Here is a 22,293-nt window from a genome sequence, read left to right as displayed (position 1 = left end):
GCTAGGCTTGCCGTGAACGTCCCCCGAGCAAGGAGCCTGTCATGCCCGTCGCCACCCCAGAGCAGTACGCCGAGATGCTGGACCGCGCGAAGGCCGGCGGCTTCGCGTACCCCGCGATCAACGCGGCGAGCTCGCAGTCGATCAACGCGATCCTGCAGGGCCTCACCGAGGCCGGCTCGGACGGCATCATCCAGGTCACGACGGGCGGCGCCGACTACTTCGCCGGCCACACGGTGAAGGGCCGCGCGACCGGCGCTCTCGCCTTCGCGAAGTTCGCCACCGAGGTCGCCAAGAACTACCCGATCACGGTCGCGCTGCACACCGACCACTGCCCCAAGCCCGCGCTTGAGGACTTCGTCCTCCCGCTGATCGCCGCCTCGGAGGAAGAGGTGAAGGCCGGCGGGAACCCGATCTTCCAGTCGCACATGTGGGACGGCTCGGCCGTGCCGCTCGAGGAGAACGTCGAGATCGCGAAGGAGCTGCTCCCCCGCCTCAAGAACATCAACGCGATCCTCGAGGTCGAGATCGGCGTCGTCGGCGGCGAAGAGGACGGCGTCAAGCACGAGGGCACGAACGACGCCCTGTACACGACCACGGGCGACGTGGCGAAGTTCGTCGAGGCGCTCGGCCTCGGCGAGAACGGCCGCTACATCGCGGCGCTCACCTTCGGCAACGTGCACGGCGTCTACAAGCCCGGCAACGTCAAGCTCAAGCCCGAGCTGCTCGGAGAGATCCAGGAGGGCATCGCGGCGCAGTTCGGCACCGGACCGAAGCCCCTCGACCTCGTCTTCCACGGCGGCAGCGGCTCGACCGACGAGGAGATCGCCCTTGCTGTGCAGAACGGCGTCGTGAAGATGAACATCGACACTGACACCCAGTACGCCTTCACGCGCTCGGTCGCGGGCTTCATGTTCCAGAACTACGACGGCGTCCTCAAGGTCGACGGCGAGGTGGGCAACAAGAAGGCCTACGACCCGCGCGCGTGGGGCAAGGTCGCCGAGTCCGCCATGGCGGCCCGCGTCGTCGAGGCGACGAAGCAGCTCGGCTCCTACGGCCAGTCGAAGAGCTGATCACGCTCGACATCCAGATCGACGACGGATGCCCCGGCCCGCGCGGGCCGGGGCATTCGCGTTCCTGCGAACGGCGGAGGCGGCGCCAGGTCACTCCGGGTCGCGGTAGACGTCCAGAAGGCCGGGCGCGCCGTCGGGTGCAGGGATGACGGTGATCTCGTCACCCGCCTGGATCGTTCCCGTGCGGATGACACGGAGGTAGGGACCGAGGCGGCGCTCGGCCGAGAAGCGCTTCACCCAGCCGCGCTGGTGGGAGCCGCCGATGCGGCGGGCGAACGTGCCGCACGGCGTGCGGGGCATCGTCACCTCGACCTCGACGCGCGAGCCGATCCGCCACCGCTCACCAATGCGGGCGGCGTTGACGTCGAGGCCTTCGGTGCGGAGGTTCTCGCCGAAGAAGCCCGGCGGAACCGCACGCCCGAGCTCGCCCTCCCAGAACTCGGCGTCCTCCTGGCTGTAGGCGTAGAGCGCCTTGTCGAGGCCGCCGTGGTGCTTCCGATCCGCCTGCACATCGCCGTACGCGCCGAAGGCGCGGATCCGAACCGGACCGGGAGCCGGCCGCTTGTCGATCGCGGTCACGCCGTTTCCGGAATCGGGACGCAGCTCGTGCACGACGCAGACGGCGAGGAGGCGAGGCATCCCGTCATCCTAAGCGGGAGCGTCCGGCCCGGGCGCCGACGTTCCCGTCGCGCCGTGCGCGTCGGGCTCTCGGTCGTCTGCCGAAGCTCGCGCCGCTCCCCCGACCTTCAGGAAAGTCGTGCCCGTCAACCCTCGGAGGTCTGCGGAAGGTCGTACGACATCAGGATCTGGCCCGACATCGTGCGGATCTCGACGCTGCGGATGTCCGAGACGTCGAGCGCGGTCCCTGCCTGCAACCGGGCGTTCGCACCCGGCCTCGAGCGCCAGGTCGAGACGTTCGACGCCTCGCCGGCGCTGTCGACGACGGTGAGGGCGTACGTCCAGCCCTCCTCGGGCGCTCCGGACTCGTCATCCTCCGGATACCGGCAGCTGAGCTCGATGCGCGTGCCCCAGCCGACCGACGTCAGCTGCACGCTCGCCTCGAGCGGCACGTCGGTCGTGCTCTGCAGCGCGAACGACTCGGTCGGCCGCGGAACGAAGCTCGAGACCGACAGCGGCACGGCGACCGCCGCGATGACGAGCACGGCCGCCGCCACGAGGGCCACGACGCGGAGGCGCCGACGGCGGCGCGATCGCTCGCGCGCCAGCGAGAGCACGGCGGCGGAGCCGGCCGAGTCCTCGTCGAGATCGTCGTCGTCGATCGCCTCGGCATCCTGCGCAGAGATGCGCGAGAGCAGGCCGACCGTCGGAGTGAGCTCCGCGATCGCCCGGCGGCAGTCGGGACACTCGTCGAGATGCGCTTCGAAGTCGCGACGGTCGCTCGGCGAGAGCGCACCCAGCACGTAGGCGGCATCCCACTGCGCGAAGTGCGTGTGGTCGGGGTTCATCGGGTCACCCCCCTCTCCTGAAGTGCGAGCCGCAGCGCGCGCAGCCCGTAATGAAGTCGCGATTTGACGGTGCCCTCGGGGATGCCGAGCTCGACGGCCGTCTGCGAGATGCTGAGGCCGCGATAGTAGGCCTTGACGATGACAGCGCGGTGGTCGGCGGTCAGAACCGCCAGCGCCTCCTGGATGAGGATCGCCTCGAACAGCGCGTCTGTGTTGTCGCCGGTCGCGTTCTCGGGGAGCTCGGCCACCGTGCGCTCATGCCGCCGACGGGCGCTGCGCGCCTCGTCGATGACGATGCGGCGGGCGACGGTGATCATCCAGGCCCGCGTCGTGGAAGGGTCCTGGGCGAGGATCTTCGGTGTGCGCCACGCGCGCAGCAGCGTCTCCTGCACGACGTCGTCGGCGCCGGCCCGATCGCCGGTCAGCTTCACGACGTAGCGCCAGACCGGCGCCGCGTGCGCGTCGTAGAGCGCAGTGAGCCGAGCGTCGTCGTCGTCTGGCATCGCACACCTCCTCGAAGGAGACCACGAGTGGGCGAGCCGGAAGGTTCACCAGTCCCAGCGGTCGCGCAGTTCGAGTATGGACCCGGGCGGGATCAGCGGGGGTTGGTGGCGTATTCGACGAACGCGGGGTCACCGAGCAGCGGCACGGCGAGGCACACGTACACCAGCAGGTAGGTGATCACGGCGCCGACCACGGGGATCCACCACGCGAGCTTGCCCTTGCTCAGCCGCCGCCAGGCGAACAATGCGGTGGCGAGGAAGCCGACGATCAGGACGATCGCGGCGATCGGGCCCCAGAGACGCGCGGCCTCGACGTTGGTGAAGCTTCCTGGGATCCCGATGATCTGCATCGCCTGGTCCGCGAGAGCGGGCAGGTTGAAGTATGAGATCGCCGTGAACACCACGTTGAAGGCCCCGACGATGAGAAGCGACAGCGTCACCACCCGGTCGATGTTGCGTCCCGAGCGCGCGGCTTCGGCAGAGGTGTCGACGGGCCAGCGCTGCGGCGCAGCCGCCTGCTGCGGCGCAGCCTCGGGTGCCTGGCCGGGCTCGAGCGCCTGTCCCGTGTCGAGCGCCCAGGTCGCATCAGGCTGCTGGATGCGCGCCCGCTGCTCCTCGGGCGTGGCGTACTCCCCGTATTCCGGGCGAGGGCGCTCAGGCTGCGCCGGGGTGGCGTTCGTCACGCGCGGCTCCGCCCGCCGAGCGCGCGGTCCACGCGCTTGCCCGCCGCATCCGATCGCAGCTCCTTGGGGAGCGAGAACATGAGGTCTTCTTCGGCCGTCCGCACCTCTTCGACCGAGCGGTAGCCGGCACCGGCGAGCTCTTCGAGCACCTCCTGGACCAGCACCTCGGGAACCGATGCGCCCGACGTCACGCCGACCGTCTCGACGCCCTCGAGCCACGCCTGCTCGACCTCGTCGGCGTAGTCCACCCGGTACGCGGCCTTGGCGCCGTACTCGAGCGCGACCTCGACGAGCCGCACGCTGTTGGACGAGTTCGCCGATCCGACGACGATCACGAGATCGGCATCCTTCGCGACCTTCTTGATCGCGACCTGCCGGTTCTGCGTCGCGTAGCAGATGTCGTCGGACGGCGGATCCTGCAGGTTCGGGAACCGCTGGCGCAGCCGGCGCACGGTCTCCATCGTCTCGTCGACCGACAGCGTCGTCTGCGACAGCCACACGACCTTGTCGGGGTCGCGCACCACGACCGTGTCGGCCTCATCGGGAGAGTTCACGATCGTGACGTGATCAGGGGCCTCGCCCGCCGTTCCCTCGACCTCCTCGTGCCCCAGGTGGCCGATGAGGAGGATCTCGAAGTCGTCGCGGGCGAACCGCACGGCCTCGCGGTGCACCTTCGTCACGAGCGGACAGGTCGCGTCGATCGCCTGGAGGCCGCGATCGGATGCCGCGTTCACGACCGCCGGCGAGACGCCGTGCGCGCTGAACACGACGTGGGCACCCTCGGGCACCTCGTCGACCTCTTCGACGAAGATGGCGCCCTTCTGCTCGAGCTCGGTCACGACGTGGATGTTGTGCACGATCTGCTTGCGCACGTAGACGGGCGCGCCGAAGCGCTCGAGCGCCTTCTCGACGGCGATGACCGCGCGGTCGACCCCTGCGCAGTAGCCCCGCGGCGAGGCGAGGAGCACCCGCTTCTGTCCGCCGACCGGGATATCCTTGAGGCGCTCACGCCGCCGCGGGATGCGCGGGACGGGCATGCGGACCGCGGAGAGCGTAGAGGCCGACTTCACCCCTCGATCCTATCCGCGGCGCAGGCACCCGACCTGGGCGTCCGCCGATGGAGGAATCCCATGACCACCTTCCAGCCGGAGGCCGTGCCCACCGGGGCGCCGCCCGCGGGTGACATCCGATGACGACGTTCCGGCCCGAGACCGTGCCGGGGGAACCGCCGCCGTCCGACGCGGTGCACCCGCGGGAGTCCAGCCCGCAGGCGCCCACGTCCGTCGCGCGGCTCAACGAGACGATCCGGGGCTTCATCGAGAAGTGGGGCTTCGTCTGGGTCGAGGGCGAGATCACGTCCTGGAACATGCGCGGCGGCAACGTCTTCGGACGCCTGAAAGACCTCGGATCCGACTCCCTCATCTCGTTCCGGCTGTGGTCGAAGACGCTCGCCCGCGTGCCGGGCGACCTCAAGGTCGGCGACCACGTGATCGCATGCGTCAAGGCCGACTACTTCGTCAAGCAGGGTGACTTCAGCTTCACGGTCTCGTCGATGCGGCACGTCGGCCTCGGCGACCAGCTCGAGCGCCTGGAGCGACTCCGCGCGCAGCTGCGCGCCGAGGGCCTCTTCGACACCGCGCGAAAGAAGCCGCTGCCTTTCCTCCCGCACACGATCGGGCTCATCACGGGTGAGAACTCGGACGCCGAGAAGGACGTCCACCGCAACGCCGAGCTGCGCTGGCCGCAGGTGAGCTTCCGCACGAAGTACGCCGCCGTCCAGGGCGAGCGCTGCGTCCCCGAGACGATCGCGGCTCTGAAGGCACTGGATGCCGCTCCCGACGTCGACGTCATCGTCATCGCACGCGGCGGCGGCGATCCGCAGACGCTGCTCGGCTTCAGCGACGAGCGGCTCGTGCGGGCGGTGGCCGCGGCATCCACTCCCGTCGTCAGCGCGATCGGGCACGAGAACGACCACCCGCTCCTCGACGACGTCGCGGACCTGCGCGCTTCGACGCCGACGGACGCCGCGAAGAGGATCGTGCCGGATGTCGCGGAGCAGCGCGCGATCGTCGCCCAGCTGCGGTCGCGGCTCACGATGCGCCTGACCCATCGCCTGCAGCACGACATCGCCCAGCTCGAGCAGCTGCGCTCGCGTCCGGCCCTGCGGGCACCGGAGTCGATGCTCGACTCGCGCGCGCAGCAGCTCTGGCTGCTCTCGTCGCGCGGTCGCGACATCGTCGACCGCGCCCTCGACGCGCAGAGTCGCCATGCGGCCGAGCTGCGCGCGACGCTGCGCGCGCTCTCACCCGCCTCGACGCTCGCGCGCGGCTACGCGATCGCCCACCTGTCGGATGGTGTGATCGTGCGCGACGCGGCGCAGGCACCCGCCGGCTCCTCCGTCGTCGTGACCGTCGGTCGCGGGTCGTTCGCGGCGCGGTCGGACGGCGAGATCGCGGAGGGCGACGGCGCCCAGCGGGGCGCTTCGTGATCACTCCACATCGAGGCACCTGGCGGGAGCCCGTCGGGACGCCGAACTAAGATGGAGGCCATGAGCGTGTCGAGCGAAGGGCTTTCCGACGTCGCGACACTGTCGTTCGAGCAGGCCCGGGATGAGCTCGTGCGCGTCGTCGCCGAGCTCGAGCAGGGCGCTCCCACCCTGGAGCAGTCGCTGGCCCTCTGGGAGCGCGGCGAGGCCCTCGCGGAGCGCTGTGAGGAATGGCTCCTCGGCGCCAAGCGCCGACTCGATGCGGCACGGTCCTCGACCGCCGCTGCGAGCCCGAACGGCGCGAGCAGCAGCCGTACCGGCGACAGCGCGGCCACGGAGTCGTGATGGCCAGGGCTCCCCGCATCGTCGCCGAGCTCGGCCGCCCCGAGACCCCCGAAGAGACCGCAGACCGCAAGGCGCAGTTCTCGGCCGCCTACCGCTCCAGCCAGAACACCCGCAATCTCATCGCCGCTCTTCTCGCGACGCTGACCGTCGTCCTCATCATCGTGTTCGCCGTGCCGCGAGGCTCGATCCCCGAGCGCGAGCCCGTCGATGTCGCCTCCGTGGCCGCCGACGTCTCCTCCGCTGAAGATCGCACGGTCCTCGTCCCCGACGTGCCCGACACCTGGCGTGCCAACAGCGCCGCCGTCGAGGGCGATTCGGTCGGCGCCTGGACGATCGTCTACGTGCCGAGCGAGGCATCCGGCTATCTGCGCATCGCGCAGGGCTTCGACGCGGATGCCGCGTGGCCCACTCGCGTGCTCAAGGGGGCCGACGCGTCGGGCACCACGACGATCGACGGCGTCGAGTGGACGGTCTACGACATCCCCGACCCCGCCCGTGCCGGCAATGTGTCGATCGCGCTGAGCACACCGGCGGGGCCTGACACCGTCATGATCTACGGCTCGACCGACGAGAAGACGGTCGAGACGGCGGCGAAGTCCGTCGCCGACCAGGTGAAGGCGATCGCGCAGGACGCCCAGTGACCGAAGACAGGCTGCACCGCTCGGGATACCGGGCGGCGACCGACCGAAGGACCGACGAGGAGGCTCGATGACCGAAGAGACGCTGACCCCCCGCAAGGTGTGGCAGGAGATGGTGCAGGGCAACGAGCGCTTCGTCGCGGGCGAGCCGCGGCATCCGCGTCAGGACGTCGAGCGACGGCACGAGCTCGCCGACGGCCAGCGTCCGCGGGCCGCCCTCTTCGGCTGCTCCGACTCGCGTCTCGCGGCCGAGATCATCTTCGACGAGGGCCTCGGCGATCTGTTCGTTATCCGCAATGCGGGTCAGGTCATCTCCAATTCGGTCATCGGCAGCCTCGAGTACGCCGTGGCGGTGCTCGAAGTGCCGCTCATCGTCGTGCTCGGCCACGACGCCTGCGGTGCCGTGGGCGCGGCGATCGAGAGCACGAAGACGGATGCCCCGGCACTCCCCCGAACATCTGGCGCCAGATCGCGCCCATCGTCCCGGCCGTGCGCCGCGTCATCCGCGCCGGCGACGGCGGCACCGCCGTCGATCCCGAGATCGTCGGCCGGGAGCACCTGAAGGACACCGTCGCCGAGCTGCTGCACTCGTCGGAGCTCATCAGCGACGCCGTCGCCGAGGGTCGCGTGGCGATCGTCGGCGCCAACTACCGGCTCGCCGAGGGCACGGCCGTGCCGAGCATCATCATCGGCGACGCCGGCCAGACCGACGACGCCGCCGACATCAGCAGCGCGGGCACCGCCGCCTGACATCACCCCGGACACTGTGGAGGACGAAGACGTGACCGACATGAGCGAGACCGAGTACCGCATCGAGCACGACACCATGGGCGAGGTGCGCGTGCCGAGGAACGCCCTCTACGCCGCGCAGACCCAGCGCGCGGTCGAGAACTTCCCCATCTCGGGAGATGCCCTCGACCCGGCGCAGATCGTCGCGCTCGCGCGCATCAAGAAGGCCGCGGCGCTCGCGAACAAGGAGCTCGGCACCCTCGACGGCACGATCGCCGACGCGATCGGCCGCGCGGCAGATCGCATCATCGCCGGTGAGTACGCCGACCAGTTCCCCATCGACGTCTACCAGACCGGCAGCGGGACGTCGTCGAACATGAACATGAACGAGGTGCTCGCGACGCTCGCGACGCAGGACCTCGGCCAGACGGTGCACCCCAACGACCACGTCAACGCGTCGCAGTCGTCGAACGACGTCTTCCCCACCTCCGTCCACATCGCCGTGACGCAGGAGCTCATCGACGACCTGATCCCCGCCCTCGACCACCTCGCCGTCGCCCTCGAGGCGAAGGCCGAGGAGTGGAAGAGCGTCGTCAAGTCCGGCCGCACGCACCTGATGGACGCGACTCCGGTGACCCTCGGCCAGGAGTTCGGCGGTTACGCCCGTCAGATCCGCCTCGGGATCGAGCGCGTTCAGGCGGTCCTCCCGCGCGTCGCAGAGGTGCCGCTCGGCGGCACGGCCGTCGGCACGGGCATCAACACCCCGCTCGGCTTCCCGCAGCGGGTCATCGAGCTGATCGTGGCCGACACCGAGCTGCCGATCACCGAGGCGAAGGACCACTTCGAGGCTCAGGCCAACCGCGACGGTCTCGTCGAGGCATCCGGCGCTCTGCGGACGATCGCCGTCTCGCTCACCAAGATCAACAACGACCTGCGGTGGATGGGCTCGGGCCCCAACACCGGTCTCGGCGAGCTGCACATCCCCGACCTGCAGCCCGGGTCGTCGATCATGCCCGGCAAGGTCAACCCCGTCGTGCCGGAGGCGACGCTCATGGTGTGCGCCCGCGTCATCGGCAACGACGCGACGATCGCCTGGGCGGGCGCGTCGGGACTCTTCGAACTGAACGTCGCGATCCCGGTCATGGGGACGGCGATCCTCGAGTCGATCCGCCTCCTCGCCAACTCGATGCGAATCCTCGCCGACAAGACGATCGACGGCCTGCAGGCCAACGTCGACCGCGCGACGGCGTACGCGGGCATGTCGCCGTCGATCGTGACCCCCCTCAACAAGCTCATCGGCTACGAGGCGGCGGCCAAGATCGCGAAGCACTCGGTTGCCAAGGGCATCACGGTGCGCGAGGCGGTCCTCGACCTCGGCTATGTCGAACGGGGCGAGCTCACGCTCGAGCAGCTGGACGAGAAGCTCGACCTGCTCTCGATGACCCACCCGGGATGATCCGCGGCGGAGTCATGCCGTTGGGAGGCTTGGCGCCGCGCGGCGGCCGCATGCCGTCCGCGCTCGTGGCGGGTACCGGAAAAGCCGGGGCGGAGCGGTGCGGCCGAGCCTTCCGTCAGCGCTCACATTCCGCACAGAGCATCGCAGGACGATAATCAGGGCATGAGGCGCTCGTCCCGACCGATTTCGGCGCGCGCACGCATCCTGGGAGCGATCCTCGCGGTGGCGTGCGTGGGTCTCGCGATCGTGGGCAGCGTGACCTTCCTCGTGCAGCGCGAGCGTGCCCTCGACGACATCAACGACCGTCTCAAGGCGCAGGTCTCCAGCCTCAACGCCGTCGCCGGCGGCGCGGGCGACGAATCGACGACGGATGCCGCGTCCCCCGCGCCGACGACGGCCGTCGAGAAGCTCGACCCCGAGCAGTTCGCGTCTCTCGAGGACTACCTTCAGGCGGTCGTCGCGCGCCTCGTCCCCGGGCGGAACGAGGCATCCCTCGCCGTCATCGACGGCAAGGCGCGCTTCATCCCGCGGACGCTGTCCGGCTTCGACATCTCGGACGACCAGGAGCTCATCGACCGGGCGGTCGCCGAGACGCGGGACGGGAAGACGAAGATCGGGACGGCCGTCACCGACGAGGGGTCGCTCCGCTACATCGCGATCCCTATCCAGTTCCCCGGCGACGAGGACTCCGGCGTCTACATCCGTGCGGTCGACCTCGGCGCGGAGCTCGCCCCCGTGACGGCGGCTGTCACGACCTACTGGCTCGCCGCCGTCATCATGGTGCTCGCGATCGGGATCGTGGGGTGGTTCGTCGCGGGTCGCCTGCTCTCCCCCATCCGCTCGATCCGGGATGCCGCGGACTCGATCACTCTCACCGACCTGTCGCCCCGCCTCCCCGAGCAGGGCAACAACGACATCTCGGATCTCTCGCGCACGGTGAACTCGATGCTCGACCGGCTGGAGGGCTCGGTCGATGTGCAGCGTCAGCTCCTCGACGACGTGCGTCACGAGCTGAAGACCCCGATCACGATCGTGCGCGGCCATCTCGAGCTCATGGACCCGAAAGACGTCGCCGACGTCCAGAGCACGCGCGAGATCGGGATCGCCGAGCTCGACCGCATGACGCGGCTCGTCGACGACATCGACCTCCTCGCCGCCGTCGAGGGCGACCAGTTCGAGATGGGCGACGTCGATCTCAGCGCCCTCACATCGCGCGTGGGCGAGCTTGTCACGGTCATCCCCGGCCACGAGTGGTCAGTCGTCCAGCAGGCCGAGGGCATCGTCCAGGGCGACCACGATCGCCTGCTGCAGGCGTGGCTGCAGCTCGCCGACAACGCCGCGAAGTACACCCCCGAGGGCTCGCCCATCGAGATCGGCAGTGCCCTGGATGCCGAGGGCACGCACCTCTGGGTGCGGGACCACGGCCCCGGCATCCCGCCGTCCGCCCGCCATCGCATCTTCCGACGCTTCGACCGTGCGCAGGGCAAGCGCACCGTCGGCGGGTCGGGCCTCGGACTCGCGATCGTCGATGCGATCATGAAGGGACATGGCGGACGCTGCGTCGTCACCGACACCCCCGGCGGTGGCGCCACGTTCACGATTCACCTCCCCCTCGCCAGTTCGGAGCTGCCGCAGCCGGTGAGGGCGGGTGACGTCGTACTCCAGCGGGAGGCATCGGGATGACGAGGATCCTCATCGTCGAAGACGAGCCGCGCATCGCGGCATTCGTGAGCCGCGGCCTCGAAGCCGCCGGCTACACGACAGCCATCTCGGACGACGGAGCCGAGGCCCTCGAGCGCGCGATGCGGCCCGACATCGACCTCGTGCTCCTCGACGTCGGGCTGCCCACGATGGACGGCTTCGAGGTGCTGCGCGAACTGCGCTCACGCGGGAGCGTCGTGCCCGTCATCATGCTCACGGCGCGTTCCAGCACCCACGACACCGTCGAGGGCCTGGATGCCGGGGCCAACGACTACATGTCGAAGCCGTTCACGTTCGACGAGCTGCTCGCCCGCGTCCGATCCCGGCTGCGCGAGAGCGTCGGGCCTTCGTCGACGTCGCTCGTCCACGGCGACGTCGTGCTCGACATCCTGGGTCGCCGTGCGACGGTCGGAGGGCGCGAGGTCGAGCTCTCGGCCCGCGAATTCGCCCTCGCCGAGCAGTTCCTGCGCAACCCCGGTCACGTGCTCAGCCGCGAACAGCTGCTGAGCCGCGTGTGGGGCCTCGACTTCGATCCCGGTTCGAACGTCGTCGACGTCTACGTGCGCTACCTCCGGGGCAAGCTCGGGAGTCAGCACATCGTCACGGTGCGCGGCGCCGGCTACCGGTGGGAGTGACACTCCTCACTCACGGTCGCACGCGGCTCCCGCCTCAGAGCACCCGAGGGAGAGATTCCGGGCAGAGAGAAGCCCCCGGCGCTGGGGGACGCCGGGGGCTGGGAAAGGGTCTGGAGCTGGGGGACTCCCTGTGACCCTGGTCAATCGCCTCGTGGGGGCTTCGGCGATTGATCTCTCTTCCATCCAGACGACGAAGAATTGCCGTGCGTGGATGGGGAACCCGCGTTCTTCGCGGGGGCCTGTGAACGGCCGTTAGCGTGGCCGTTGGTCTTGGTGTCGGTCTGCGGAGGGTTGACCACCGGAGCCTGGGGGGCCTGGACGGCCGGAGCCTGCGGAGCCTGGACAGCCGGTGCCTGCGGCGCCTGCAGCGACTTGCGGCTCGATTCGCCGACCGACGCGGTGCGCTCCGTATCGGTGGGAGCGATCGACGCGTTGCGCTGCGCGTCTTGACCCTGACGATCGGCGGCCGCGCGCTCCAGCTGCTCGATCCACCGCGTGATCTTCTCGGCCGACCATCCGTGCTGCTCGGCCCAGGAGCGCAGGTCGTCCCACGAGCCGCTGCGGATCGCATCGTCGGCGATCTGCTGCTCGGACGGCCCGCTCGGCGTCTGCCCAGCGGGCACCTGCGGCGCGGGGGCCGTCGACTGGCGCTGTGTCTGCGAGGGAGCGGCGACATCCTGGGGCTCGGGCGCGGGCACGACTTCTGCGGTGGGCGCGGGTGCGGGCACGACCGGCGCGACGAGGGTGGCGGAAGCGGTCGGCGTCGGAGCGGCGGGCGTGACGCGGACGACCTCGACGTCGGCGGCTTCGCCGGGCGCGTCGGCGAGTGCGGCGGCGTTGCTCAGCGTCACCGCGCACGCGACCGCGACAGCGGCCGCGCCGGCGATGAATCCGCCGGCCGCGAAAGCGGCTCGTCCGTCCAACTCGTGCTCCCGTGTCGTCGCCTAGCAAGGCCCCCAGCGGCGCGCGCGTGCATACTTGCCGCGCACCTCTTCCATGGTCGCAGACGGTGGTGAGAGCAGAAGGAGAACGGGGTGAGATTCTTCTCATCTTGATTACTCGCACAGCGAGCGATTTTGGGAACGTCCGGCACGCCGACCGAAGGCACGCGGAAGGGGCCGGGATGCCGCATCCCGGCCCCTCCGAAACACCGCCGTCAGGCGAGCTCGCCGGCCTCCAGCAGGTCGGTGACGAGCGCCGCGATGGCGGATCGCTCCGACCGGACGAGCGTCACGTGCCCGAAGAGGTCGTGCCCCTTGAGCGTCTCGATGACCGACGCGACGCCGTCATGACGGCCGACGCGGAGATTGTCGCGCTGCCCCACGTCGTGGGTCAGGACGACGCGGGAGTTCTGACCGATCCGGCTGAGCACGGTGAGCAGGACGTTCCGCTCGAGGGACTGGGCCTCGTCGACGATCACGAAGGCGTCGTGCAGCGACCGCCCACGGATGTGCGTGAGCGGCAGCACCTCGAGCAGCCCGCGGGCGATCACCTCTTCGACGACGTTCGACGAGACGACCGACCCGAGCGTGTCGAACACGGCCTGGCCCCACGGGTTCATCTTCTCGCCCTGGTCGCCCGGCAGATAGCCGAGCTCCTGCCCGCCGACGGCGAACAGCGGGCGGAACACGATGATCTTGCGCTGCTGCTGCCGCTCCAGGACCGACTCGAGCCCCGCGCACAGCGCGAGGGCCGACTTGCCGGTGCCCGCGCGTCCACCGAGTGACACGATCCCGACGTCGGGATCCAGCAGCAGGTCGATCGCGATCCGCTGCTCGGCGGACCGTCCGTGCATGCCGAACACCTCGCGATCGCCGCGCACGAGCCGGTACGAGCCGTCGCCCGTGACGCGACCGAGAGCCGATCCGCGCTCCGAGTGGATGATGAGGCCGGTGTTGACGGGGAAGCCGTGGATCTCGTCGCTGACGCCGATCTCGCTCTCGTAGAGGTCGCTGATGTCGTCGCCCGACACGTCGAGGGTCGCGATGCCGGTCCAGCCAGAGTCGACCGCCTGCTCGGCGAGGTACTCCTCGGCCGTGATGCCGAGCGACGCCGCCTTGACCCGCATCGGGAGGTCTTTCGAGACGACAGTGACCTCCTGCCCGTCGTTCGCGAGATGCAGGGCCACGGCGAGGATGCGGCTGTCGTTGTCGCCGAGGCGCATGCCGGACGGGAGGACTGTGGCGTCGGTGTTGTTCAGTTCGACGCGCAGGGTCCCGCCCTCGCCGACGGGAACAGGGAAGTCGAGTCGCCCATGCTCCACGCGCAGCTCGTCGAGGTGGCGCAGCGCCTGACGCGCGAAGTACCCGATCTCGGGATCGTGCCGCTTGCCCTCGAGCTCGGTGACCACGACGACCGGGATCACGACGTTGTGCTCGGCGAAGCGGAAGAACGCCCGCGGATCGCTCAGCAGCACGGAGGTGTCGAGCACGTACGTGCGCAGCGCCTCCTCCTGACCTGCGACCTCTTCGGCCGTCTCGCGGTGCTGCCTCTGTGGTGCTCGTGTGGTCACAACCCACTCCCGCCCCGGGTGTGTCACCCGGCAGTCAGCGAGTCGACCAAGGTCACGAGTCGCGATCCATCCGGCCGACTCGAACAGGCGCTTTGCCCGTTGGTCCGACGCTACGACCGACCGCCGACAGCGTGCGGCGACGACACGCTGGAGATTCCGTTAACTCCGAGTGAACGGGGTCACGACGGTGACGGACGCCGCGGCATCCGTCACTCGATCACCAGACGCGTGCGGACGAGAAGGCCGCGAGTGCGTCGCCGAAGAGGCGCATCGTGTCGGCGCCCGTGCCCACGTGCGGGGCGACGCGCAGGAGCCCCGAGCGCACCGTCACGGTGAGCCCGTGATTGGCGAGCGAGGCGGCCAGCGGAGCGGCATCCTGCGGCGCGGGAGCCAGCGCGACGATCCCCGCGCGGCGCTCGGGTTCGCGCGGCGTCACGACCGGGATCTCGTAGCGGTCGGCGAAGTACATGACGTCGCCCGATCGTGCGACGAGCTCGCTCTCGATCGTGGAGACGCCGACATCGAGGATGTCGCGCAGCGACGTCGCGAGCCGCGCGAACGCGAGGGCGTCTTCGCCGGCGACCCGGAACGCCTCTGCGGTGGGCGCGGGCTGCGGCACGGCGTCGAGAGGCAGGTCGCCCTCGACTCCCGCGAAGCCCGACAGCACGGGTGCGATCCGCTCCATCGCCCGCTCGCTGAACGATGCGAAGCCGGTGCCGCGACCGGCCCGGAGCCACTTGTAGCCGTTGCCGCACACGACGTCGGCGGCCTCCCAGTCCGCCTCGATCACGCCGAAGCCCTGGATCGCGTCGACGATCAGGAGGCGGTCGCCGATCACCTCGCGCAGTGCGGTGAGGTCCGCTCGGTAGCCCGTGCGGAAGTCGACGAGGCTCACCGCCACCGCTCGCGTGTCGTCCGTGAGCGCTTCGCGCACGGCGTCGGGGGTGACGAACCCGCCGTCGGGCTCGATCCACTGCACCTCGATCGAGCCCAGCGCGTCCGCCGCGCGCGTGGCCGCGACGGTGAGGCTCGGGAACTCGCCCCGCGACACGATGAGCCCGCCGGCCAGGCCGTAGACGGCCTGCATGAGCCCGTACGTCGTCGAGGGCTGCAGGACGACCTGCTCGGCATCCGTTCTCAGCACCCGCGCGAGCAGCTCGCGAGACTCCCGCACATGCTCGCCGACGAGCTCGATGCTGGACCGGCGGCCGGACCCCAGCAGCTCGGCGTCGGCGTGCACCTCGGCACGGACATTCGGCGACAGCGGGCCGAACGAGGCCCAGTCGAGGTACCCAGGCTCCCCATCGAACGATCCCAGGTACGATTCCCAATCGTTCACCTCGCCATTGTGGCATGGCGGTGTGGGTGGCGCGGCAGCCCTTGACGAGAGGTGCGGGCGGTGCTTCCGCCCGGTCAGACGGGGAAACGGCCGGCTGCGAGGTCGTCGGCGGCTAGCTGTACCTGGCCATGAGGTTGGTGGCTTCGGTGCTCTTGTGAACGGTGAGGACCTCCGGGCTTAGTGGAGATGTCTGAAGTCTCTACTGACCGGAGGTCCTCGATGTCCCACGCTAATGCCCGCCTGACCGTGCGGGGCAGGCTGTTGATCGTTGAACGTGCCCGCGATGGGTGGAAGCAAGCGCATATCGCCGCTGCGATGGGCGTGTCCCGCCGTCGTGTGAAGCGGTGGATCGACCGCTACCGGGCTGAGGGCGAGGCCGGGTTGCACGACCGGTCCTCGCGCCCCCACCACATCGCGAACCGCACCCCAGATACGAAGGCCGCGGCGGTGGTCATCCTGCGCAAGAAGGAGCGGCTCGGTCGTGACGAGCTCGCCGCGCGCACCGGGGTGCCGGCCCGGACGGTGTCGCGGATCATCGCCCGGGCGGGCCTGCCACGGCTGGCCGATCTGGATCCGATGACCGGGGAACGGATCCGCGCGTCCAAGACCACCGCGGTCCGTTACGAGCGTGAGCGGCCGGGCGAACTGGTCCACATGGACGTGAAGAAGCTCGGGCGGATTCCCAGCGGCGGCGGCTGGAAGGCGCTCGGCCGCGGCGTCGGAGATAACCGTGATCGCCGGCACGGAACCGGCTACGACTACGTCCACTCGGTCGTCGATGACCATTCCCGACCGGCCTACTCCGAAGTTCTGCCCGACGAGAAGGGACCCACCTGCGCCGCGTTTCTGGAACGCGCGGTCGGATATTTCGCCGCGCATGGCATCGCTCGTATCGAGCGGCTAATCACCGACAACGCCTGGGCATACCGGTACTCATTGCGTGAGGTCTGCGCGGCTCACCACATCCGACAGAAGTTCATCAAGCCTCACTGCCCCTGGCAGAACGGCAAGGTCGAGAGGTTCAATCGCACGCTGCAAACCGAGTGGGCCTACCGACAAGCGTTCGCCTCAAACGATGCCCGCACCGCGGCCCTTGATCCCTGGCTCGAGCACTACAACACTGGACGACGCCACTCAGCCCTCGGAGGTCAGCCCCCGATCAGCCGACTGACACCAACGTACTGACCCGGTACAGCTAGCCGCCGTAGCGGCGATCCCGCGACGTGTAGTCGCGGATCGCGCGCAGGAAGTCCACTTCGCGAAGATCGGGCCCCAGGGCCTCGACGAAGTAGAACTCGCTGTGCGCGCTCTGCCAGAGGAGGAAGTCGCTCAGGCGCTGCTCGCCCGACGTGCGGATCACCAGGTCGGGGTCCGGCTGGCCGCCGGTGTAGAGGTGCTCGCCGATCTGCTCGGGCGTGAGGCTCTCGGCGAGGTCTTCGAGCGAACCCCCGTCCTGCTGGTGCTTCGCGATGATGCTGCGCACAGCGTCGACGATCTCGCCGCGGCCGCCGTAGCCCACCGCGAGATTGACGTGCATGCCGCCCTTGTCGCGCGAGCGCTTCTGCACATCGGCGAGCACCCGGGCGAGGTCGCGCGGCAGCAGATCGGCGCGGCCCACGTGCTGCACCCGCCAGTCCCGCTCGTGCGAGAGCTGATCGGCGAGCTCGGCGATGATGTCGATGAGATCGGCGAGCTCCTGCGAGTCGCGCTTCGTGAGGTTGTCGGTCGAGAGCAGGTACAGGGACACGACACGTACTCCGATGTCGTCGCACCACTCGAGGAACTCGCGCATCTTCGCCGCGCCCGCCCGGTGTCCGTGCGCCGCGGAGTCGTAGCCGAGCTGGCGCGCCCACCGGCGGTTCCCGTCGATCATCATGGCGATGTGCCGGGGAACGGTCTCGGGCGTGAGCTGACGGCGCAGCCGGTTGATGTAGAGCCGGTAGAGGGGACCCCTGCCCTCATTCGACGCCGTCACAACGCCTACCGTACCTCTGAGGTGCGGGCCAGCGCGGCCTGGGAATCCGTAGGACGTGCCCACCGAGGCATACTCCCCGCCGTACCCTTGGGAAATGGCGCGCCCGACCCGAATCCCCCCGACCGAAGACGCCGGCGCGGACATGCCGCATCTCCCGCTCGTCGAGGAGGCCGCGAGCGTTCCCGTCGAGATCAAGCCGACGTGGCGCGGCTGGGTCCACGCGGCCACCTTCCCGGTCGCGATCGTGACCGGGATCGTCCTGATCGCCCTCGCACAGGGCTCTGCGGCGAAATGGTCGTGCGCCGTCTTCATGGTCACGTCGCTGCTGCTCTTCGGCAACTCGGCCCTGTATCACCGCTTCAACTGGAAGCCGAAGACCAAGGCGATCCTCAAGCGCATCGACCACGCCAACATCCTGCTGCTGATCGCCGGCACCTACACGCCGATCGCGGTGCTGGCTCTGCCGACGTCTCAGACGGTCCTGCTGCTGTCCCTCGTCTGGGGCGGCGCGATACTCGGCATCCTGTTCCGGGTCTTCTGGATCGACGCGCCGCGCTGGCTCTACGTCGCCCTGTACCTCGTCCTCGGGTGGGCGGCGGTCATGTACCTCGTGCCTCTCGCGCAGGCGAGCCTCGCGATGATGGTGCTCGTGGCGGTGGGTGGCATCCTCTACACGCTCGGTGCCATCGTCTACGCAATGAAGCGGCCGAACCCGTGGCCCGGCCACTTCGGCTTCCACGAGATCTTCCACGTGTGCACGGTTCTGGCGTTCCTCTGCCACTGGACCGCGTGCCTCATCATCGCGATGAACCCCGTCTACCACGCTGGATGACGGGCGCCTCCGGCTGACGGGCGGCTTCGCTCGTCGCGCGCGGTCAGCGCTGCCGGTCGACGAGGTCAGCGCTGCGGGTCGAGGAAGTCAGCGCTGCGGGTCGATGTCCTCGTCGTCGGTCTCGGTCGCGCGAGTGGATGCCTCGGCCTGACGCGCCGCCGCCTCTTCGGCGTCGAGCTGCTCGTCGACCTCCGACCGGATGCGCGCCCGGCGGATGCGCCGCATCATGTCCCAGATCAGGACGACCACGGCGAGCGCCAGGAACGCGATCGCGACGAAGCCCCAGGGGCCCGGGGTCACGAGATCGGGGTCGGGGCCCGACGTGGGCGACGGCGTCGCCGTCGCTGCCGCCTCGACGAGTGCGACGAGCGCCTGATGCATGTGTCCTCGTTCCGCGGAGCGCTTAGCCTGGAGTCTCCAGCCTAATTCGCCCGACGGGACCCCCATGACGACGCAGCAGATGCTCGACGAGCGTTACGGCCGCACCCGCCGCGGCGCGACGCGCTGGGTCATCGGCGTCGCCGTCGCCCTGGCGCTCGTCGCCGTCGGAGCCTTCGCATGGCTGACGGTCGCGAACTCGCTCAACGCCGTCGACGTCGACACGACCGGTTTCCAGGTCGTCGACGAGCGCACCGTCACACTCGAGTTCCAGCTCTCCGCCCCCACCGGGTCGTCGATCGCCTGCACGCTCGAGGCGCAGGACGAACAGCACGGCGTCGTGGGCTGGAGGGTGGTCGAGATCCCCGCCGGCGAGACGCACGCGAGGGCATTCCGCGAGACGATTCCGACCGTCGCCGAGGCCACCACGGGTTTTGTCAACTCATGCTGGGTGTCGTAGTCTGACGGTCACCGTAACGACAGACGCCCTGGCTGAGCCGGGGCGTCTCGGCGTATCGCCCTCTGACGAAGGAGACCGACGTGTCCAGCGACGCTCCCGTGACGTTCCTCACGCAGGACGCCTACGACCGCCTCGCCGCCGAGCTCGAGCACCTCTCGACGACCGGCCGTGAAGAGATCGCCAAGCGCATCGAGGCCGCCCGTGAAGAAGGCGACCTGAAGGAGAACGGCGGCTACCACGCGGCCAAGGACGAGCAGGGCAAGCAGGAGGCCCGCATCCGGACGCTCCAGGCGCTGCTGAAGGACGCGAAGGTCGGCGAGGCGCCCGAGAGCACCGGAGTGGTCGAGCCCGGCACCGTCGTCACCGCCGTCGTCGCGGGCGGCGAAGAGGTCTTCCTCCTCGGCAACCGCGAGATCGCCGCGAACTCGAAGCTCGACGTCTACAGCGAGGCGTCCCCCCCTCGGCGAGGCGATCCTCGGGCTCAAGGAAGGCGACAAGACGTCGTACAAGGCTCCCAACGGCCGCGACATCTCGGTCGAGATCGTGAAGGTCGAGACCTACGCGGGTCAGTGACCGGCGGACGCACCCCCGGCGAGCTCAGTCGGGCATGACGGTCGGCGCGTAGCCGGCGCCGCGGAGCGTTTCGATGACGTGTGCGCGATGCTCCTCGCCGCGCGTCTCGACGCTCAACTGCAGGATGACCTCGCTGATCTGCAGGCCCTGCCCGTGACGCGTGTGGAGCACCTCGATGACGTTGGCGCCCGCCCGGGCGAGCAGCTCCGAGACGGCTGCCAGCTGCCCGGGGCGGTCAGGCAGGGGGATCTGCAGGGTCATGTAACGCCCGGATGCCGCGAGCCCGTGCGCGACGACCCGCTGAAGCAGGAGCGGGTCGATGTTGCCGCCGGACAGGATCGACACGGTCGGCCCCGTCCCGATGACCTTCCCGGCGAGGATCGCCGCCACGCCCACCGCGCCCGCCGGCTCGACGACCTGCTTGGCGCGTTCGAGAAGCACGAGGAGGGCGCGCGCGATGTCGTCGTCCGTCACGGTGACGACATCGTCGAGGAGCTCCCTGATGAGCGCGAACGGCACATCTCCAGGGCGCGCGACCGCGATGCCGTCGGCGATGGTCGGCCGCGTCTCGACCTCGATCGGATGCCCGAGCTCGAGTGACGACGGGTAGGCGGCCGAGTTCTCGGCCTGCACGCCGATCACCCGCACCCTGCGCCCCTCGGCCGCGGCCCGGGCCTTGACGGCGGCAGCGACCCCCGCGGCCAGCCCGCCGCCGCCGATCCCGACGAGCACCGTCTCGATCTCGGGCAGGTCTTCGTACAGCTCGAGGCCGAGGGTCCCCTGCCCCACGATGATGTCGCGGTGGTCGAAGGGATGGATGAGGACGGCACCCGTGCGCTCGGCGAACTCCGCCGCGAGCCGCAGCGGCGTCTCGACGGTTGCGCCTTCGAGGATGACCTCCGCGCCGTAGCCGCGCGTCGCGAGCAGCTTCGGCACCGGCACGCCCAGGGGCATGAAGATCGTGGCGCGGATCCCGAGCGACTTCGCCGCGAGGGCGACGCCCTGCGCGTGGTTTCCGGCCGAAGCGGCGACGACGCCGCGCGCGCGCTCTTCGGCCGTCAGGCGCGAGAGGCGGTACGCGGCGCCGCGGATCTTGAACGAGCCCGTGCGCTGGAGGTTCTCGAGCTTGAGGTACACCGGCACACCGAGAAGATCGGTGAGATGCAGCGACTCGTCGAGCGGAGTGTGCGTGATGACCCCGGCGAGGGTGGCCGCGGCATCCTCGAACTCGGCGAGGACCGGGGCGATCGTGGAAACGCTCAAGCGCGACTCCCTCTGCTTCTCGTTCTCGTGCGTGGCACGGTGCTCCAGATGAGATCGGCGTGCGGTGTGCGGCCCGTCTGCCACGCGCGCTCGCTCAAATAGACGGCGACCACATTGACGAAGGCCGCGATCGGGACCGCGAACAGGGCGCCCGGAATGCCGGCGATCATGGCGCCGCCCGCCACCACGAGGACGACGGCGAGCGGGTGTACCTTCACGGCCGAGCCCATGAGCAGCGGCTGCAGGACGTGTCCCTCGAGCTGCTGGACGCCCAGCACCACCACGAGCATCCAGAGCGCGATCCAGGGGCCGTTGTAGACGAGGGCCAGGAAGACGGCCACGGCGCCCGTGAGAACGGCGCCGACGATCGGCACGAACGCGCCGAGGAAGACCAGCACGGCGATGGGGATGGCGAGCGGCACTCCGAGGAGGAACGCGCCGAGGCCGATGCCGATCGCATCGATGGTCGCCACGAGAAGCTGCGTACGGGCGTAGTTGACGACGGTCACCCACCCGGCGCGGCCCGCGCCGTCGACGGCGGGCCTGGCGCGCTTCGGGAACAGCCGGGTGGTCCAGCGCCAGATGCCGGCGCCGTCGGCCAGGAGGCACAGGATGATGAACAGCGACAGCAGCGCCCCCGTCGCCACATGCCCCACGGTCGTGCCGATGGCGAGGGCCCCCGACCACAGCAGCTCGGCCTGCTGCTGGATGAACTCCCACGACTGGGCGAGCAGGTCGTCGATCTGCTGGGCTGTCAGGTGCAGCGGCCCGCTGATGAGGTACTGGCGGAAGGCTTCGACGGCCTCGACGGTGCGCTCCTGGACGCTCGCCCACTGGCGGGTGATCTGCCACACGGCGAGCCACAGAAGGCCCGTCACGACTGCGATCGCACCGATCACGGCGATGACGATCGCAAGCCACTTCGGGACGCGGTGCCGCAGCATCCAGGCGAACGCCGGCCACAGGAGGGCCGTCACGAGGATGCCGACGAGCAGCGGGATGACGAGGAGCTTCAGCTGGATGACGAGCCAGATCACGACTCCGGCCGCCGCCGCGATCACGAGCAGCCTCCAGGCGTAGGCCGAGGTGAGCCGGAGCCCGCGCGGTATCTGAGCCTGCAGGTCGGTCGATACGATCCGGGTGCGGTCGCGGACCGCGTCGAACAGAGAACCGCGTGGTTTCTCGTCGGGGCCGCTCATCCGCCCAGTCTAGGACTCGCGCAGGGGGTGACTCGGAACGCCCCGGCCGCC

The 22,293-nt window shown here is 69.8% G+C and carries 22 protein-coding genes and 2 pseudogenes; 12 read left to right on the top strand and 12 right to left on the bottom strand.

Annotated elements, in window-relative coordinates; translation table 11 throughout:
• The first annotated feature begins 41 nt into the window (after window positions 1-41).
• The gene (fbaA, locus tag G5T42_RS12765) at window positions 42-1,070 is read left to right on the top strand and encodes a class II fructose-bisphosphate aldolase (protein WP_165129030.1); all 1,029 of its coding nucleotides are present in this window, start codon (window positions 42-44) and stop codon (window positions 1,068-1,070) included.
• 90 nt (window positions 1,071-1,160) lie between these two features.
• Here the strand turns inward: fbaA and G5T42_RS12760 are convergent, their stop codons facing one another.
• From G5T42_RS12760 to G5T42_RS12740, 5 genes are all read right to left on the bottom strand, one after another.
• Window positions 1,161-1,709, bottom strand: a complete 549-nt coding sequence (locus G5T42_RS12760) for an MOSC domain-containing protein (RefSeq protein ID WP_165129028.1) — start codon at window positions 1,707-1,709, stop codon at window positions 1,161-1,163.
• A 125-nt stretch (window positions 1,710-1,834) separates the two neighbouring features.
• Window positions 1,835-2,536, bottom strand: coding sequence for a zf-HC2 domain-containing protein (locus tag G5T42_RS12755; RefSeq protein WP_165129026.1), 702 nt, complete (start codon window positions 2,534-2,536; stop codon window positions 1,835-1,837).
• Window positions 2,533-3,039, bottom strand: a complete 507-nt coding sequence (locus G5T42_RS12750; protein WP_165129024.1) for a sigma-70 family RNA polymerase sigma factor — start codon at window positions 3,037-3,039, stop codon at window positions 2,533-2,535. Before G5T42_RS12750 ends, G5T42_RS12755 begins: the two co-directional genes overlap by 4 nt.
• Before the next feature lie 92 nt (window positions 3,040-3,131).
• Window positions 3,132-3,722 (bottom strand): DUF6264 family protein, encoded by a 591-nt coding sequence (locus G5T42_RS12745; RefSeq protein ID WP_165129023.1) that lies wholly within the window; start codon window positions 3,720-3,722, stop codon window positions 3,132-3,134.
• Window positions 3,719-4,759 (bottom strand): 4-hydroxy-3-methylbut-2-enyl diphosphate reductase, encoded by a 1,041-nt coding sequence (locus G5T42_RS12740; protein ID WP_165130234.1) that lies wholly within the window; start codon window positions 4,757-4,759, stop codon window positions 3,719-3,721. Before G5T42_RS12740 ends, G5T42_RS12745 begins: the two co-directional genes overlap by 4 nt.
• Before the next feature lie 152 nt (window positions 4,760-4,911).
• Between G5T42_RS12740 and xseA the strand changes: the two genes are divergently transcribed.
• The 7 genes and pseudogenes from xseA to G5T42_RS12705 all read left to right on the top strand — a co-directional run bounded on the left by xseA (window position 4,912) and on the right by G5T42_RS12705 (window position 11,711).
• The gene (xseA, locus tag G5T42_RS12735; protein ID WP_165129022.1) at window positions 4,912-6,210 is read left to right on the top strand and encodes an exodeoxyribonuclease VII large subunit; all 1,299 of its coding nucleotides are present in this window, start codon (window positions 4,912-4,914) and stop codon (window positions 6,208-6,210) included.
• 60 nt (window positions 6,211-6,270) lie between these two features.
• Window positions 6,271-6,552, top strand: a complete 282-nt coding sequence (locus G5T42_RS12730) for an exodeoxyribonuclease VII small subunit (RefSeq protein WP_241245811.1) — start codon at window positions 6,271-6,273, stop codon at window positions 6,550-6,552.
• Window positions 6,552-7,193, top strand: coding sequence for a DUF4245 family protein (locus G5T42_RS12725; RefSeq protein WP_165129020.1), 642 nt, complete (start codon window positions 6,552-6,554; stop codon window positions 7,191-7,193). Before G5T42_RS12730 ends, G5T42_RS12725 begins: the two co-directional genes overlap by 1 nt.
• A gap of 67 nt (window positions 7,194-7,260) precedes the next feature.
• Window positions 7,261-7,940, top strand: a pseudogene (locus tag G5T42_RS12720) (carbonic anhydrase).
• A 40-nt stretch (window positions 7,941-7,980) separates the two neighbouring features.
• The gene (locus tag G5T42_RS12715) at window positions 7,981-9,375 is read left to right on the top strand and encodes a class II fumarate hydratase (protein ID WP_165130233.1); all 1,395 of its coding nucleotides are present in this window, start codon (window positions 7,981-7,983) and stop codon (window positions 9,373-9,375) included.
• A gap of 162 nt (window positions 9,376-9,537) precedes the next feature.
• A complete protein-coding gene (locus G5T42_RS12710) occupies window positions 9,538-11,058 on the top strand; it encodes an ATP-binding protein (protein WP_165129019.1) in 1,521 nt (506 codons plus the stop codon).
• The gene (locus G5T42_RS12705) at window positions 11,055-11,711 is read left to right on the top strand and encodes a response regulator transcription factor (RefSeq protein WP_165129018.1); all 657 of its coding nucleotides are present in this window, start codon (window positions 11,055-11,057) and stop codon (window positions 11,709-11,711) included. The genes G5T42_RS12710 and G5T42_RS12705 overlap by 4 nt, the downstream gene beginning before the upstream one ends.
• 140 nt (window positions 11,712-11,851) lie before the next feature.
• Here the strand turns inward: G5T42_RS12705 and G5T42_RS12700 are convergent, their stop codons facing one another.
• The 3 genes from G5T42_RS12700 to G5T42_RS12690 form a co-directional block, all read right to left on the bottom strand.
• Window positions 11,852-12,634 (bottom strand): hypothetical protein, encoded by a 783-nt coding sequence (locus tag G5T42_RS12700; RefSeq protein ID WP_165129017.1) that lies wholly within the window; start codon window positions 12,632-12,634, stop codon window positions 11,852-11,854.
• A gap of 233 nt (window positions 12,635-12,867) precedes the next feature.
• On the bottom strand, window positions 12,868-14,223 hold the full coding sequence (locus G5T42_RS12695) for a PhoH family protein (RefSeq protein WP_165129015.1): 1,356 nt from the start codon (window positions 14,221-14,223) through the stop codon (window positions 12,868-12,870).
• A gap of 217 nt (window positions 14,224-14,440) precedes the next feature.
• Window positions 14,441-15,562, bottom strand: a complete 1,122-nt coding sequence (locus G5T42_RS12690; RefSeq protein WP_165129014.1) for an aminotransferase class V-fold PLP-dependent enzyme — start codon at window positions 15,560-15,562, stop codon at window positions 14,441-14,443.
• A gap of 219 nt (window positions 15,563-15,781) precedes the next feature.
• On the opposite strand from G5T42_RS12690, the gene G5T42_RS12685 reads away from it, so the two are divergent.
• Complete coding sequence (locus G5T42_RS12685; protein ID WP_165129013.1) at window positions 15,782-16,747, top strand: IS481 family transposase; 966 nt, start codon at window positions 15,782-15,784, stop codon at window positions 16,745-16,747.
• Between the two features lie 10 nt (window positions 16,748-16,757).
• Here G5T42_RS12685 and G5T42_RS12680 read toward each other — a convergent pair whose 3' ends face one another.
• Window positions 16,758-17,537 (bottom strand): isoprenyl transferase, encoded by a 780-nt coding sequence (locus G5T42_RS12680; protein WP_241245808.1) that lies wholly within the window; start codon window positions 17,535-17,537, stop codon window positions 16,758-16,760.
• 142 nt (window positions 17,538-17,679) lie between these two features.
• Here G5T42_RS12680 and G5T42_RS12675 point away from each other — a divergent pair, with 142 nt between their 5' ends.
• Window positions 17,680-18,369 (top strand): hemolysin III family protein, encoded by a 690-nt coding sequence (locus G5T42_RS12675; protein ID WP_165129011.1) that lies wholly within the window; start codon window positions 17,680-17,682, stop codon window positions 18,367-18,369.
• Window positions 18,370-18,456: 87 nt separating this feature from the next.
• Here the strand turns inward: G5T42_RS12675 and G5T42_RS12670 are convergent, their stop codons facing one another.
• Window positions 18,457-18,750 (bottom strand): hypothetical protein, encoded by a 294-nt coding sequence (locus tag G5T42_RS12670; RefSeq protein ID WP_165129010.1) that lies wholly within the window; start codon window positions 18,748-18,750, stop codon window positions 18,457-18,459.
• A 64-nt stretch (window positions 18,751-18,814) separates the two neighbouring features.
• On the opposite strand from G5T42_RS12670, the gene G5T42_RS12665 reads away from it, so the two are divergent.
• Both G5T42_RS12665 and greA read left to right on the top strand, forming a co-directional pair.
• The gene (locus tag G5T42_RS12665) at window positions 18,815-19,207 is read left to right on the top strand and encodes a DUF4307 domain-containing protein (RefSeq protein ID WP_165129009.1); all 393 of its coding nucleotides are present in this window, start codon (window positions 18,815-18,817) and stop codon (window positions 19,205-19,207) included.
• An 80-nt stretch (window positions 19,208-19,287) separates the two neighbouring features.
• Window positions 19,288-19,780 (top strand): annotated as a pseudogene (gene greA, locus G5T42_RS12660) (transcription elongation factor GreA).
• A 24-nt stretch (window positions 19,781-19,804) separates the two neighbouring features.
• On the opposite strand, the gene ilvA reads toward greA, so the two are convergent.
• On the bottom strand, window positions 19,805-21,043 hold the full coding sequence (gene ilvA, locus G5T42_RS12655; protein ID WP_241245807.1) for a threonine ammonia-lyase: 1,239 nt from the start codon (window positions 21,041-21,043) through the stop codon (window positions 19,805-19,807).
• Window positions 21,040-22,242 carry an AI-2E family transporter gene (locus tag G5T42_RS12650; RefSeq protein ID WP_165129008.1) on the bottom strand — a complete coding sequence of 401 codons (1,203 nt, stop codon included), beginning with the start codon at window positions 22,240-22,242 and terminating at the stop codon, window positions 21,040-21,042. Before G5T42_RS12650 ends, ilvA begins: the two co-directional genes overlap by 4 nt.
• Window positions 22,243-22,293 lie beyond the last annotated feature (51 nt).

It is taken from the genome of Microbacterium sp. 4R-513 (assembly GCF_011046485.1).
In the GTDB taxonomy this organism is placed as follows: domain Bacteria; phylum Actinomycetota; class Actinomycetes; order Actinomycetales; family Microbacteriaceae; genus Microbacterium.
The sequence above is the reverse complement of the archived record's forward strand: the minus strand, read 5'-3'. Positions and strand labels throughout refer to the sequence as shown.